13 protein-coding genes are annotated in these 14,948 nt (G+C 55.5%); 2 read left to right on the top strand and 11 right to left on the bottom strand.

Features of this window, described 5'->3' with window-relative positions:
• Positions 1 to 93 precede the first annotated feature (93 nt).
• The 9 genes from BY447_RS17965 to hinT form a co-directional block, all read right to left on the bottom strand.
• Positions 94 to 1,632, bottom strand: a complete 1,539-nt coding sequence (locus BY447_RS17965) for a filamentous hemagglutinin N-terminal domain-containing protein (protein ID WP_110331707.1) — start codon at positions 1,630 to 1,632, stop codon at positions 94 to 96.
• Positions 1,633 to 1,671: 39 nt separating this feature from the next.
• Positions 1,672 to 3,390, bottom strand: a complete 1,719-nt coding sequence (locus BY447_RS17960) for a ShlB/FhaC/HecB family hemolysin secretion/activation protein (protein ID WP_110331706.1) — start codon at positions 3,388 to 3,390, stop codon at positions 1,672 to 1,674.
• Between the two features lie 549 nt (positions 3,391 to 3,939).
• On the bottom strand, positions 3,940 to 5,244 hold the full coding sequence (locus BY447_RS17955; protein WP_110331705.1) for an NAD(P)/FAD-dependent oxidoreductase: 1,305 nt from the start codon (positions 5,242 to 5,244) through the stop codon (positions 3,940 to 3,942).
• Between the two features lie 212 nt (positions 5,245 to 5,456).
• Positions 5,457 to 5,999 carry an alpha/beta hydrolase YcfP gene (gene ycfP / locus BY447_RS17950; RefSeq protein ID WP_013357470.1) on the bottom strand — a complete coding sequence of 181 codons (543 nt, stop codon included), beginning with the start codon at positions 5,997 to 5,999 and terminating at the stop codon, positions 5,457 to 5,459.
• Between the two features lie 40 nt (positions 6,000 to 6,039).
• Positions 6,040 to 7,080, bottom strand: a complete 1,041-nt coding sequence (gene nagZ / locus BY447_RS17945; protein ID WP_013357469.1) for a beta-N-acetylhexosaminidase — start codon at positions 7,078 to 7,080, stop codon at positions 6,040 to 6,042.
• A 39-nt stretch (positions 7,081 to 7,119) separates the two neighbouring features.
• Positions 7,120 to 7,902 carry a thiamine kinase gene (thiK, locus tag BY447_RS17940; protein WP_110331959.1) on the bottom strand — a complete coding sequence of 261 codons (783 nt, stop codon included), beginning with the start codon at positions 7,900 to 7,902 and terminating at the stop codon, positions 7,120 to 7,122.
• A 16-nt stretch (positions 7,903 to 7,918) separates the two neighbouring features.
• Positions 7,919 to 8,518, bottom strand: coding sequence for a penicillin-binding protein activator LpoB (gene lpoB, locus BY447_RS17935; protein WP_110331704.1), 600 nt, complete (start codon positions 8,516 to 8,518; stop codon positions 7,919 to 7,921).
• Between the two features lie 11 nt (positions 8,519 to 8,529).
• Positions 8,530 to 8,898, bottom strand: a complete 369-nt coding sequence (locus tag BY447_RS17930; RefSeq protein ID WP_033732268.1) for a YcfL family protein — start codon at positions 8,896 to 8,898, stop codon at positions 8,530 to 8,532.
• Positions 8,899 to 8,918: 20 nt separating this feature from the next.
• Positions 8,919 to 9,269: a purine nucleoside phosphoramidase gene (hinT, locus tag BY447_RS17925; RefSeq protein WP_013357465.1), complete on the bottom strand. Its 351-nt coding sequence runs from the start codon at positions 9,267 to 9,269 to the stop codon at positions 8,919 to 8,921.
• 360 nt (positions 9,270 to 9,629) lie between these two features.
• Here hinT and BY447_RS17920 point away from each other — a divergent pair, with 360 nt between their 5' ends.
• On the top strand, positions 9,630 to 11,228 hold the full coding sequence (locus BY447_RS17920; protein WP_110331703.1) for an MFS transporter: 1,599 nt from the start codon (positions 9,630 to 9,632) through the stop codon (positions 11,226 to 11,228).
• Positions 11,229 to 11,231: 3 nt separating this feature from the next.
• A complete protein-coding gene (locus BY447_RS17915; RefSeq protein ID WP_013357463.1) occupies positions 11,232 to 12,371 on the top strand; it encodes a glycoside hydrolase family 88/105 protein in 1,140 nt (379 codons plus the stop codon).
• Between the two features lie 55 nt (positions 12,372 to 12,426).
• On the opposite strand, the gene ptsG is transcribed toward BY447_RS17915, so the two are convergent.
• Together ptsG and BY447_RS17905 are read right to left on the bottom strand one after the other, a co-directional pair.
• Positions 12,427 to 13,863 (bottom strand): PTS glucose transporter subunit IIBC, encoded by a 1,437-nt coding sequence (ptsG, locus tag BY447_RS17910; protein ID WP_110331702.1) that lies wholly within the window; start codon positions 13,861 to 13,863, stop codon positions 12,427 to 12,429.
• A gap of 289 nt (positions 13,864 to 14,152) precedes the next feature.
• Positions 14,153 to 14,944, bottom strand: a complete 792-nt coding sequence (locus BY447_RS17905; protein WP_110331701.1) for a metal-dependent hydrolase — start codon at positions 14,942 to 14,944, stop codon at positions 14,153 to 14,155.
• Positions 14,945 to 14,948 lie beyond the last annotated feature (4 nt).

Raw genomic sequence — 14,948 nt, 5'->3', positions numbered from 1 at the left:
CACCGCGATTTTCAATGTGCTGTGCCTGCAGCCGGGTATCGCCTTCATTGCTCAGCGTACCCTGATTGTTGAGTAATGAACCGGTGGAGAGAGTCAGCGCTTCACGGTTCTGCTGGCGCAGCAGACCGCGATTGTTACTGACGTTTGGGCTGTGATGGCCAGGCTGCCAGCAGACAGTTTGCCATCATCATTGTTAAGCGCTGTTGCGGCCTGGATCCCGAGCGTGCGGCCCGCTAGCGTTGCACCCTGGGTACTAATATCCGCCTGGGTGGATGTCAGCGCAATCGCATCGGCTGAGGTCTGACTGCCGGCCAGATCGACCCGACTGCCCCGCGCCTGAATCTGGTCATGCGCCAGATTTTTACCCTGAGCTTTCAGCTCGCCCTGACTGTTCAGCAGCAGATTGCCGGGCTGACTCAGTGTACCGTTGCCGTCAACGCCTGCCGCCAGCGTGCTTTCAGCGCTACTCTGCAGGGTGCCGGCAGAGAGCGTGGCGTTTCTGCCCGCGCTCACCAGACCGCTGTTGCGCAGCGTACCGCCGGACGTCAGCGTAACATCCTGCTGTGAGACGATATTCCCGCGGTTATCCTGGTCGCCATTGCTGGCTATCTGCAGTGCGGCCTGACTTTGCAGCGTGCCGCTGTTCTCCAGCCGGCCATCTACCGTCAGATGCAGCTCACCGGCACTGGCCCCCAGTTCACCGGCATTCCGCACGCCAACGCCCTTTTCAGTCCCGGTCAGGGTAATTTTATTGGCATACATGCCGCCAATTGCCGCCACATCAAGCGCAAACTCAGGCCGTGTCGCCCCATCATCCGCTTTAACCGTCGTGACGTTACTTTCAGTCGCGACCTGGTTCCTGCCCGTGACCACATTAAGTTCACGGGCATGCACTCTGGCGTTCACCGCTACCGACTGCGCAATGATCTGGGTGTAGTCCGCATCGCTGTCATTCAGGCCTTTACCTTCGATATTGATGCGGCCGCCATTCACATCGAAGCCTTTAAGCTGACCATTTTCGATCAGCGCCTGCCCGGTGGTGAGCGTATTGCGGCTGGCATTGATAAATCCGCAGCCGTTACAGGTGATGCCTGAAGGGTTAGCAATCACTACCGCCGCCCGTTTACCCGCCACTTCGATAAAGCCGTTCAGCTGGCTCGGGTTACGGCTGTTCACCTCATTGAGGATGACCGTCGCTTCCTGCTTTGACAGCCAGGGGTTTGCCGCCACCATACCGCCCAGCTGAGTCGCGGTGTTCTGATGACTGTTGTTGAGGATTGCGCCACGCGCATCGACGTCGAGCTGGCTGTACTGATTGCGGGAAACGCCCTGACTGTTGGGCGTCTGAATGTTAATTTGCGGCAGACCGTTGGCAGTGGCCATGACCGTAGGCTGCTGGCTGCCCGGCGCGCTGCTGTCTGCCACAATATTAGCCTGAACCGGCAGGCTGACCACACCCGCTGCCAGCCAGAGAGCAAAGCTGAGCGGTGAGATCTTTACCCGTGTCTCTGACAGTGAGGTGCGTTTCGGGCTGCGGGCAACGCGCGAATAGCCGCTGCGGGTGATGTCGGACACCACCATTAACATGCCGCGAACCCGGTTGAAGATAAGGCGATAGCAAAGTTTATTCATAATGCGCACAGTCCATTGTCAGCAATATTGATAAAGGATTTAGTAGTTCCAGTTCACGCTGAAACCAAACGTTACAGGATCGGTTTTGAAGCCGTCCGGTTTCGACAGAGGCATTCCGGCAAACAAGTCGTAACTGACACCGGCGGGCGTGATGCCGCCGCGCAGCCCGATGACGCCACCCGCCAGATGACGTCCCAGTGGCCCACCCTGTGAGGCACTGTTGCCCCCTACCTCGCCATAGTCGGCACCCAGGTAGAGTTCCTGCGCCGGCAGCGGTGTCTGCCAGGCCAGCGTGTTCTGAACGGTCCAGCCCCGGCTGGCACTCAGGGTGCGTTCACCATCAAAACCGCGCACGGTCCAGCGGTTGCCAATCGCAAACTCATCCTGCGCTGTCAGCGGGGTGTTGCTCATCTGGCGACGGTATTGGATGTTGTAACTTAAATGCTGATTGCCCAGCGTGAACGGCGTGGTAAGTCCCGCCTGCCAGGTCAGAATTTTTGATAGCGCGGTGGCATAGGTGGAATCCTGATACGACTCCTCCCAGGCGGGCAGCGCGCCGAACCAGCGCGTACCACGTTGGTAACTGACACCGGCGTCCAGCGTGGCGGGGCCGATATAGTGCCGGTGCGACAGGCCGAGTCGCCATGCGCTGGTACGACGCTGCTGGCTGGTAATTTCGGTGTCGTTGATGAAGTTGCGTGACGCTTTAACCAGCACATCAGCGCTGACGGTGGTTCTGGCGGTTGCATTGCGGTAGATCACCCGACTGGCCTGAACATCCAGCGATCGGCTCTTACCGGCGTAGAGAAAATCGCGGCTGTAACCGGCAACCGTCTGATGATAGTCGTAGTCGCTGGCGGTAAGGCCAAACAGCCAGTAGCCCACAGGTACTGAGTAGTGTCCCGACAGGCTTTTGCTGCTTTTTCTGCCCGCAAATCCCAGGTCGCGGCTGGCGGTCAGGTAGAAGAGATCGCTGAGGGAGGTGGGATTATCCAGCGCCAGCATGATCCCGCTCTGGTAACGCCCGGTACTTTCGGTGCCCGAGTCATCCAGCCATGCGCCGAGTCGCCAGAAACGACGCTGCGTGCGTTCAATCACAATGTCACTTTCCCCCGGATTGAGGCCAGGGCGCAGCGCCATGTGCGCCTCTACCGTCGGCAGACGCTGCAGGTTCTCCAGCCCCTGTTCAATATCCCGCAAATCCAGCAGATTGCCGGCATGAGCGGGTAATGTCGGCCACAGGCTGACGTAGCGTGATGAGGCGGGTGACAGTTCCACATTGCGGATCCGGCCGGGCACAATCAGCAGCTGCAGCACGCCCTGACGCAGATCCTGCTGCGGAGCCAGTACGCGCGTTGTCACCCAGCCGTGATTAATCAGCCGGTTTTGCAGCGTGCCCATTAACTGGCTAATCCCTTTTACGCCGAGACAGTGGCCATTCGCCTGACTGGCGAGACGTTGCAGAGGCACCCAGTGTGGCAGCGCTTCCTGCCCGGACAGGCTGACCTTCTGAATAACAAAGCAGGGGGTTTCCTGCGGAAACTTAAGACGGGAAGGTGACGGAACCGTTTCTGAGAGACGCACATCAGGCACCTGCGGCATCAGCCGCTGCTGACGCGCTTTCTGTTGCGCCTGCTGATGCTGCAATTGCTCATCACCGGGTGCCGCCTGCACCGTGTGCACTGCCAGGGCGTTGATCAGCAGCGCGCCGGGCAGAAGTGCCAGCGTTGCGAGAAGTCCATTTTTATCGGGCCGCATAACCTGTCCATGTGGTTAAGATGTTACTAAATGTATATAGCTGCTTACTCTGCGCACATTATGCCGCCGCAATCTTAAATCTCAAGAAAAAATGCAGGAAAATTTACATAAAACTTACAATAGCAAACTGCGCGCCCCATTTAAAAAACGCACCATCCCTGACCAGAAATCCGCTTATAACCGGGACAGAGGCCTGTTCAACCGCGCATCATCTCGTGTTAAATCGTCGACGCAGTAAGCCTGGTGAAGCCTGCAGCACGGATGTTCCGACTTAAATGGATGTCGGACACGCTGGAAAGAGGGTCCACGATTAAATCTGACCACCCGGACTTACCTCTTATTTAAGATGGCACGTAATTCCAGTCCCCCTTCCCTGTCAACTGGCGATCGCTACAGGCAATTCATTAAGCCGTGTTAATCAATGTATTAATGCTGGCGAGATGAAGGTCTTTTTCTGCTGCCGGAATCGGTTTCAGCCACTTTTCAGGGCATAAAAAAGCCCCCTCAGAATGGAGGAGGCTCAGCCTTTACCAGATTAAGCGCAGTTGCTTAGTGCAGCTTAAGCCGCGGGCGGATAACCCGGTTGATGCTGCCGACCAGCATCATCAGGCCGGTTTTGAAATAGCCGTGCAGTGCGATCTGGTGCATACGATAAAGAGAGATGTAGACAAAGCGCGCAATGCGCCCTTCCACCATCATTGAACCGCGCATCAGGTTGCCCATCAGGCTGCCGACCGTACTGAAGCGGGAGAGCGACACCAGCGAACCATGATCTTTGTAGACATAAGCCTTCAGCGGTTTGCCGTGGCGCTGCGCCAGGATGTTGTCCATTGCGCGTGAGGCCATCTGGTGCGCTGACTGGGCACGAGGCGGCACAACGCCGCCGCCCGGCAATGCGCAGGAGGCGCAGTCGCCAATGGCGTAGATGTCATCATCCAGCGTAGTCTGCAGCGTATCTTTTACCACCAGCTGATTGATGCGGTTGGTTTCCAGTCCGCCAATCTCTTTCAGGAAGTCCGGCGCTTTGATGCCCGCCGCCCAGACCATCAGATCGGCTTCAATAAACTCACCGCCTTTGGTATTCAGGCCATTCTGCTCAGCGCTGGTAACCATGGTCTGCGTCAGAACGCGCACGCCCAGTTTGGTCAGCTCCTGATGCGCCGCAGCTGAGATGCGCGGTGGCAGTGCAGGCAGAATACGTTCGCCCGCTTCGACCAGCGTTACGTTCAGCGCTTCGCGTCCCAGTCCTTTGAAACCGTAACTGTGCAGCTGTTTGACCGCATTGTGCAGCTCCGCTGACAACTCAACGCCCGTTGCGCCGCCGCCCACGATGGCGATGTTAACTTTCTCGACCTTACCTTCGCTGGCAGAGAATTTCAGGAACAGGTTGAGCATTTCGTTGTGGAAACGGCGTGCCTGATGCGGATTGTCCAGGAAGATGCAGTGATCTTTGACGCCCGGCGTGCCGAAATCATTTGAGGTGCTGCCCAGCGCCATCACCAGCTGGTCATAGGCCACTTCACGCTGTGGCACCAGCACTTCGCCCTGTGCGTTCAGCACTTCGGCCAGACGGATCACTTTGCGGCTGCGATCGATGTCGGTAAGCGAACCCAACTGAAACTCGAAACCGTGATTGCGGGCATGGGCAAGATAGCTCAGCGCATCAATGCCTTCATCCATCGAACCGGTAGCAACTTCATGCAGCAACGGCTTCCACAGATGGCTGTGGTTACGATCCACCAGGATAATCTCGGCCTTCTTTTTACGACCCAGTTTATGGCCCAGCTGCGTCGCCATTTCCAGGCCGCCCGCTCCCCCTCCGACAATAACAATTCTCTTAACAGACGTAGTCAACAAAGACCCCCTCAAATTGTGAACCAAAAGTTAACCAAAGGTTAAATTAAACCTTAAGAAACATAGGGTTGGCGAAGTTAAAATCGCTATCTGCTCGCAGAATAGCATGGCGGGAAGAGGAGAACATAAGAATATTGATATACATCAAAGCGGGGAAATAAAACTCGGATAATTACGTAATGAAAACAGGCACCTTGCGGTGCCTGTCCTGCTTAACCTAATGTTTTGAAAGCTTTTATCCGCTGAAGATGTGGGGATATGTTTTTGAATTTATGTCCTTCTGTCTCGTCCCAGACAATTTCATAGAAAGGATGCAGCTGCCCGGCGGTGCGCTGGCTGTCCAGCGCCTCATCCTGACGGGAGAGAAAGGTCAGACAGCGGTCACGATTGCGTTCGCGAAAATCGCTGACGCATTTGGTGGCGATGTCCTGATACTCTTCTGGCCGGTCAATCTTCCCTTCCATGTTCTCCTGCGGAAAAAGGTTGGGATTGAAGATTGCCTGCCGGATACCACACAGAAAACCGATGCGCTCTGACCAGAAGCCGCCCAGCCCGACGCCGCAAATCAGCGGACGATCGTCGTCGGACAGCGTCAGCATTTTATCGGTCTCTTTCAGCAGAAACTGCATGTCATGTTTAGGATGGAGGGTGCTGTAACTGAGCAACCTGACATCAGGATCGATAAATTGCAGTTGCAGCACCTTTTCGTGATTGCCCGGACTACTGGAATCAAAACCGTGCAGATAGATGATCATGATAATCCTCAGGTTAGTGATAGCGCCGGGCAGTCACTGCTTACCACGACGCTTTGTGAGCCAGCCAGCGTTCCTGAAGTGCACTCAGTTGCTGGGCATTGTTTTTCCAGCGATGCGTTGCCTGCAACTCATCGCGGGTGAACCTGCCCTGATGATACAGCTGCGTAACCCGCTCTGACCCGACCGGGATCAGGTTATCCAGCACGCTAATGGCACCCTGACGCTGATTGCAGACCAGAATCATGTCACAACCGGCAGAAAGGGATTGCTGCGCGCGCTCAGGATAGCTGCCCATCACGGCGGCGCCCTCCATTGAGAGATCGTCGGAGAAAATCACACCGTCGAAGCCCAGTTGCTCGCGCAGCACGGTTTTAAGCCAGTAGGGCGAACCACTGGCGGGCAGCGGATCAACGTCGGTGTAGATAACATGTGCAGGCATAATGGCATCCAGTGCCTGCTCGGTAATCAGCTTGCTGAAGATCGCCATGTCGTGCTCACGCAGCGTCTTTTCGTCGCGCGGATCGCGTGGGGTCTCTTTATGCGAATCAGCGCTGACCGCGCCATGTCCCGGAAAATGTTTGCCGGTCGTTTTCATGCCTGCCTCATGCATCCCCGCAATAAAGCGGCGGGCAACGGCAAGCGCGATGGCCGGATCGGCATGGAAAGAACGATCGCCAATCGCAGCACTGATATGACCAATGTCGAGCACCGGCGCGAAGCTGATATCGATATCCATGGCAATCATCTCGGCTGCCATCTGCCAGCCCGCCTGCTGCGCCATTTCACCGGCGGTTTCTGCATCGTGAAGCGCCGCAAAAGATTGCATGGCGGGCAGTTGGGTAAAGCCGTCACGGAAACGCTGCACGCGACCGCCCTCCTGGTCCACCGCAATCACCAGCCGGGCGTGAGAGGCCGCGCGGATCTGCCGCACCAGCTCTGCCAGCTGGGCCGGGTCGTGATAGTTTCGGGCAAATAAAATTAAGCCGCCTACCAGTGGATGCTTAAGGATCTCGCGCTCTTCGCCATCCAGTTCATAGCCCTCAACGTCGAGCATCAGCGGGCCGGGTAAATGTGATCTCATAACCTGAATCCTGTAGCGTTAGGCATCTGCATAACGCGATTAAATCTGTTCCCAGCTCTGTCGGGCCAGCTGGTGTAATGTGTCGTCGTCACCCTGACCGGCACGCAACTGATACCAGCTGGCCATCAGCAGACGCAGCCACGGCTGCCAGCGTCTGACCTGCTGCACCAGCACCGGAAGCGGCAGCTGCATCGCTGCGGCGTACTCTGCCAGCCAGTCGGTCTGATGCTGCGGATCGCTGGCACAGACGGCCGCCAGCTCCAGCGCCACATCGCCATCAGCGGCATATTCCCAGTCGATCAGACACAGGCCCTCCGGGCTCTGTATGACATTTCCGGCATGCAGATCCATGTGCAGCGGTGCCAGCCTTAATGGCTGAGGTTCGCCCTGCTGCGTCAGACGTCTGAGCGCCCGCAGCCAGCGGTGATGCCGCTGTGGCGAGAGCTGCCAGTAGCGCCATAACAGCGGTAACAACTGCAGGCGATAGCCGGTTAACGGCTGCTGATGCAGCTGCCGCAGCAATGCCACAATCTGCGGACGCTGCTGGCTGAAGCGTTGTTCATCCAGCGCGTCGCCTGCGCACCAGGTCAGCACAATACCCTGACGATGACCAGCAACGGGCTGCGGTGCCAGTCCGCTGGCTCGCATTTTTCTCAACAGCCGGAATTCGCGCTGCCGATCCACAAATGGAATTGCCGGTTGTGGCGCCGCCCGCGCGATGAAGGTACCGCACGAGCTGACAATCTTCTGACTGTGACCGGTCAGACCGGCCAGCGGGATAGTTGATACCTTTCCTGGCTCGCCGGTCGCCTGCTGAATTATCCGCTGAAAGACGGGATTAATTCTGTGCAATGCCGTTGCCGGACCAGATGATCTCGCCGGTCTGAACCAGCATCAGCTGCATCTGCAGAGCTGGCGCTTTAACATCGCCGCGTGCGTTACTGTAGAGCACATACTGGGCATTAACGTTGCGTGCCAGACCAATCGCTTTGCTGCGCGAGTTCAGGCTGTCATCCGGCGATAATCCCAGCGTCTGCTTGGCCTGCGCCAGCTGATCGGCAGAAACCAGCGTGAATTTGCCATTGTTGTTCAGCGCATTCTGGATAGCGGCTGTTGCTTTCTCGCTTTGCAGCGCGCCATTGGTGCTGTTTTTGATGCGGTCGACCAGCAACACGCTACCCGGCTCGGCGCTGGCGGCCTGCAACATCTGCGCCACCAGCGGCTGTACGCTGGCATCCCAGTTGATAGTGACCAGCTTCGGTGGCTGTGGCACAGGCTGAGGCTGCGGTTGTGGCACCGGCTCAGGTTGCGGAACAGGCTGCACCGGCTCGGCTGGCTGGGTCGGTTCAACCGTGGCGGGCTGCTGCTGTTTCACTACACAGCCGGTCAGAATGAGCGCCATCAGGAGCGCTCCGGTACGATTAACACTGCGTATCACGTAGAAAATCCTTAAAGATAGAGATAAAGACGAACCTTGCTGGCAGTCAGGTTACCCAGCTGCGAGGTGGCGACAATACTGCCCTGCGCCGGAACGGTAACGGTCTGCGCCGGTTCCTGCGGGGTGATTTCCAGACCTTTGTCGTCATACCAGTAATAACGGTAGTGCACAACGACCGGTGTTTCGCGCTGATTATAGAGCACGCTGGTGGCTCGTTTCAGTCCATCGTTCTCATCCAGCGTCGGTTCATCGGTAATGATCCCTGCTGACAGCACAGAAGACTCCATCACCAGCGACTGTGAGGTATTGATCATCGGTTTTTCACTGCTGCAGGCCGTCAGGCAGAGCAGGATCGGCAGGCCAGTCAGCCAGGATCGCATAGCTTTTTTCCGTTATCAGGTCAGTCTGAGAGCATCGGGCCCAGCGGTTCGCCGCCCAGCAGATGCATATGGATGTGATAGACCTCCTGACCACCATGTTGATTGCAATTCACAATCAGCCGATAACCATTCTGATCGATCCCTTCCTGACGGGCGATTTTCGCTGCGGTGGTAAACATACGTCCCAGCGCATGCTCATGGGCCGCTTCCGCCTCGTTGACCGTTGGGATCAGCACATTTGGCACGATTAAAATATGGGTCGGTGCTTTAGGCGAAATGTCGCGGAAAGCCGTAACCAGTTCATCCTGATAAACCACATCAGCGGGGATTTCGCGGCGGATAATTTTACTAAAAATGGTTTCTTCAGCCATGGTGCAATTCCTTGAGCCTGAGTCGTAATCAATCAGTATGCGGGAGAAATTTGTTTTCTTTCAACCTCAGTACCACTTTTCTTGCATTGTTCGCCTGCCTTTGCAGCAGCTCCTCTCCTCTGTCACCTGAACAGCATTCCAGATGCTCGCAAGCTGCCTGCCATACCATTAAAATGAAACGCTGTTTTATAAATTAGAATTTCGCCACCCTTTTCTTTATATGGCTGCCACTTCAGCCCAGGCGTTAGCCAAATTGCGAAGGTTTAGCCGCCCGGTCAGCTCTACTTTGCTAACCAGTCCGGGTGAGAAGTCCGGCGTCACCAGGGATATACCGCCATATAACATCAAGGAGCATTAGCCATGCGCTCACGTAAAATTGGTCTTGGCCACTATCTGGCCTATGGTTCCGGAGATTTTCTCGGAGCAGGCACCACGGCGCTCACAGCCGCCTGGTTGCTCTATTTTTATACCACCTTCTGTGGATTAACCCCGATTCAGGCCACCTTAATCTTTGCTACCGCTCGCGTGCTGGATGCCGTGGTCAGCCCGCTCATGGGCTTTATTACCGACAACTTTGGCTCAACCTGGCTGGGCAAACGCTTTGGCCGCCGCAAATTCTTTATCCTGTCAGGCATACCCTGTGTATTCAGTTATAGCCTGATGTGGGTCAGCGACATGAGCTTTTGGTGGTATCTCTGCACTTACCTGCTGTTTGATATCGTCTACACCATGATCCTGGTACCTTATGAAACGCTGGTCCCGGAAATGACTGACGATTTCAAACAGAAAACCCGGTTCTCCGGCGCGCGTATTGGTCTGGCGCAGCTCTCAGCCATTCTGGCCGCATTTCTACCCGGTATTTTACTGGGTATGCTGGGCAAAGATAATCCCGACTCCTTTTTCTACGCCAGCCTGGTGTTCTCGGTAATCTGCGCACTGGTGCTGACGCTGGTGTGGTGCTTTACCTGGGAACGTCACCCGGATGATTTCTCTGCCGAGTCGCGGCGTGCTGAGCAGGAAAAACAGCAGCTGACGCTGATGCAGAATCTTAAACGGCTCTATGTTGAGCTGGCCTCAACTTTACGTGTTCGCATCTTCCGCCAGCACCTTGGCATGTACCTCGGCGGCTATATCGCCCAGGATGTGTTTAATGCCGTCTTTACCTGGTATGTGGTGTTTGTGCTGATGCAGAGTGCTCAGGTTGCCTCCAGCCTGATGGGCACCATGGCAGTGCTGCAGTTTATTGCTGTGATGGCGATGATCCCGCTCTGTATCCGCATGGGGCCTGCACCTGCCTACCGTCTGGTGGCCATCCTGTTTGGCCTGGCGTCGCTCTCCTATGCCGGATTGTGGTATGCCGGCATGAACGACAACATGTCACTGCTGTTAGTGATCTCTGCCCTGGCAGGTCTGGGACGTGGCGGCATTAACTATGTGCCATGGAACACCTACACCTATATCGCGGATGTCGATGAGGCCATCACCGGTCAGCGCCGTGAAGGCATTTTTGCCGGCATTATGACCCTGACGCGTAAAGCGTCGCAGGCGGGTGCCGTCATGCTGGTCGGTATCGTGCTGCAGCTCTCTGGTTTTGTCTCTGGCCAGGCAACCCAGGTACCCGGCGTCAGCCACACCATCCTGGCGATCCTGAGTATCGGTACAGTGGCCGTTCTGGCCTGCGGCTTTATCGTGTCACTGCGCTTTAAACTTAATCTGCAGACCCATACTGTCCTGCGCCAGGAAACGCTGAAAATGCGTGAAGCGGACCGCATCGTGCCGGAAAGCATCACCCCGGAAGCACGCGGGATAGTTGAAACACTGGCTGGCATGCCTTACGAAAATCTGTGGGGCAACAATAACATTGGCTTCCTTAACCGGAATAAGCCAGCGCCGGAAAAATTGTCCGCGCATCCCTCTTTACACCCTTCTATAAACTCGACCTTAAAACGACAGGAATAAACCATGACTGTATTTCCCGTTAAACACAGCAAATTATTGTGCCAACCTGAGCATCTGCTGCCACGCAGCGAACTGGTACAGCTGATTCAAAAGCTGACACAAAATCTGGTTAACATCACCGATGAGACAGGCGAATTTTTATTGCGGCTGGACGATGGCCGGGTGATTGATACCAAAGGCTGGGCGGGTTGGGAATGGACACATGGCATCGGTCTGTATGGCATGTTGCACTACTATCAGCAAACCGGCGACCAGCAGACGCTGGCGATCATTGATGAATGGTTCACTGAGCGTCTGGCGGAAGGAACGCCGACCAAAAATGTGAATACCGTTTGTCCTTTTCTGACGCTGGCTTACCGTTATGAAGAGACCGGTAACCCGGCCTGGGTGCCGGTACTTGAGCGCTGGGCTGAGTGGGTCATGTATGAAATGCCGCGCACCGAACAGGGCGGCCTGCAGCACATCGTCTATAACAATGAAAACACCCAGCAGCTCTGGGACGATACGCTGATGATGAGCGTCATGGCGCTGGCCAAAATCGGCCAGTTGCTGAAACGCGATGAGTGGGTGGAAGAAGCGAGCTATCAGTTCCTGCTGCACACCCAGTATCTGATGGATCGTGAAACCGGCTTATGGTTCCACGGCTGGAACTTCGACGGTCGCCATAACTTTGCTGATGCACGCTGGGCGCGTGGCAACAGCTGGGTGACGATTGTGATTCCTGACTTCCTGGAGATGATGAACTGGCCTGAGCATCACGCGACCCGCCGCTTCCTGCAGCAGGTTCTGGAGACCCAGGTCAAAGCGCTTAAGGCCTGTCAGCACAGCAGCGGCTTGTGGCACACTCTGCTTGATGACCCGAACAGCTACCCGGAAGCCTCTGCCACGGCAGGATTTGCCTATGGCATTCTGAAAGGGGTTCGCAAGCGCTATCTCCCCGCGGAGTATCTGGAGGTAGCAGAAAAAGCGCTGCGCGGCGTGATTGCGAATATCGATGACGATGGCGAGCTGAAACAGGTTTCCTTTGGAACCGCGATGGGCAGTGACCTGGACTATTACCGCACTGTTCCTCTCACCTCAATGCCTTACGGTCAGGCGATGGCCCTGCTCTGCCTGACTGAGTACTTGCGCGTTTACCTGTAACACGCGCCCCAAAAAAAAGCCCCGCTTAGCGGGGCTTTTTCATTTCTCTGAATCATTACATGCTGCGGATGTAATCATCCATATCGGTTTTCAGGTTATCGGATTTAGTCCCGAAAATTGCCTGCACACCGGAACCGGCAACCACCACGCCACGGGCACCGAGGTTTTTCAGTTCAGTCTGATCCACTTTCGCCACGTCAGCGACGCTGACGCGTAAACGGGTGATACAGGCATCCAGGTTAGTGATGTTCTCTTTACCACCAAACGCCGCCACCAGTTTGCCCGCCATCTCTGTACCGGTCGCGGTAGATTGCTCGCTGCTGCTGCTCTCTTCACGGCCAGGCGTTTTCAGATCCAGTTTGGCGATCAGTACGCGGAATACGGTGTAGTAAATCAGGCCGTAGATGATACCGATAATCGGGAACAGCCAGATTTTGCTGCTGTTGCCGCTCAGCACGATAAAGTCGATAAGACCGTGTGAGAAGCTGGTGCCATCACGCATACCGAGCAGGATACAGATTGGGAATGCCAGACCTGCAAGCAGCGCATGGATCACATACAGGATCGGTGCGACGAACATGAATGAGAATTCAATCGGTTCGGTGATACCGGTCAGGAATGCGGTCAGCGCGGCGGAGATCATAATCCCCCCCACTTTAGCGCGATTTTCAGGCTTCGCTGAATGCCAGATAGCAATCGCTGCCGCTGGCAGACCGTACATTTTGAACAGGAAGCCGCCTGAGAGTTTACCTGCGGTCGGGTCACCCGCCATATAGCGTGGGATATCACCGTGGAACACCTGACCTGCCGCATTAGTGTATTCACCAATCTGCATCTGGAAAGGAACGTTCCAGATATGATGCAGACCAAACGGCACCAGTGCGCGTTCGATTACGCCATAAATACCAAAGGCGACAACCGGGTTCTGATAGGCCGCCCACTGCGAGAATTCCTGAATCGCGGAACCAATCGGTGGCCAGATAAAGGAGAGTAGCACGCCGAGAATGATAGCGGCCAGACCGGAAATAATCGGCACAAAACGTTTACCGGCAAAGAAGCCCAGATATTCCGGCAGTTTAATGCGATAGAAGCGGTTGAACATATAGGCGGCGATGGAACCCGCGATAATACCGCCCAGTACCCCGGTGTCGGCGAGGTGTTTAGCCTCGATCTCTGCCGCAGGCATATGCAGCACCAGCGGCGCAACCACCGCCATGGTTTTCACCATGATGCCATAGGCAACAACTGCTGCCAGCGCCGAAACGCCATCGTTATTGGTAAAGCCCAGCGCCACACCGATAGCAAAAATCAGCGGCATGTTGGCGAACACCGATCCACCCGCTTCTGCCATTACATGCGAAACCACTGCAGGTAACCAGCTAAAATTGGCTGAACCGACCCCTAACAAAATACCGGCAATCGGCAGAACCGATACCGGCAGCATCAGCGATTTACCGACCTTTTGAAGGTTGGCAAAAGCATTTTTGAACATAGCGTGAAGCTCCTGAGTATGAGTGCATATTTGCGCAATGCGCATGGCAAAGAGGGAGGATTCTTTGCCGGGCTGGCGGTGACCGCCTTTTGATTTATTACGAAGAGTAAAATAAATCCCCTTTTGTTACTTTGATGGCTATCACGTTTCGACAATCACAGGGGCGCACTTTACGAAATTTCTCACTGATGTGCATCGGTAATTGACGATAAAAAGCTGACCCTGTCTGAAAAAACAGGGTCATATAGGCAGGTTACAGATTAATTACAGAGGCTGAAATAAAAGCCGATCAGGCGCCGAGCTGGCTCATCGGGATATGGAACAGCGTTAAGAAATTTTGCGTGGTGGCGGCAGCCAGCGTTTCCACATCGACACCTTTCAGTACCGCCAGGTAATCGGCAACATCGCGCGTATAAGCAGGCTGATTCTCTTTGCCACGATACGGCACGGGTGCCAGATAAGGTGAATCCGTTTCCACCAGCATCCGGTCCAGCGGCACATAACGCGCAGCTTCACGTAGCTGTTCAGCATTACGGAAGGTGACGATCCCGGAAAAGGAGATATAAAAGCCCATATCGAGCAGCTTAGCGGCGGTGGGCTGATCCTCAGTGAAACAGTGCAGCACGCCGCCGCAGCGCTCAACCTGCTCTTCACGCAGAATCGCCAGCGTATCTTCGCGCGCATCACGGGTGTGGACGATGATCGGCTTATTCAGCGCGATCCCGGTTCGGATATGTTCCCGGAATGAGCGCTGCTGCTGATCTTTGGTCTCTGGCTGATAGTGATAATCCAGCCCGGTTTCACCGAGCGCTACCACCTGAGGATCGGCAGAGAGCCGGCGAAACTCTTCAACGTCATAAGCCTCTTCCTGATTCAGCGGATGCACGCCGCAGGAGAGCGCAATATTTTTCCGCTCGCCGACCAGGCTCTTCAGGGTATGGAAACCCGGCAGCGTAGTGGCGATAGCCAGCATAAATTTCACATCACGTGCCGCCGCTTTAGCGATCACATCATCAAGGTCACGATGGTTCTTTTCATAATCCAGGCCATCGAGATGGCAATGGGAATCCACAATAAACATAATT

It is taken from the genome of Pantoea sp. JKS000250, from assembly GCF_003201065.1.
Taxonomy (GTDB): domain Bacteria; phylum Pseudomonadota; class Gammaproteobacteria; order Enterobacterales; family Enterobacteriaceae; genus Pantoea; species Pantoea vagans.
This window is presented reverse-complemented; position numbering and strand designations above follow the sequence as displayed.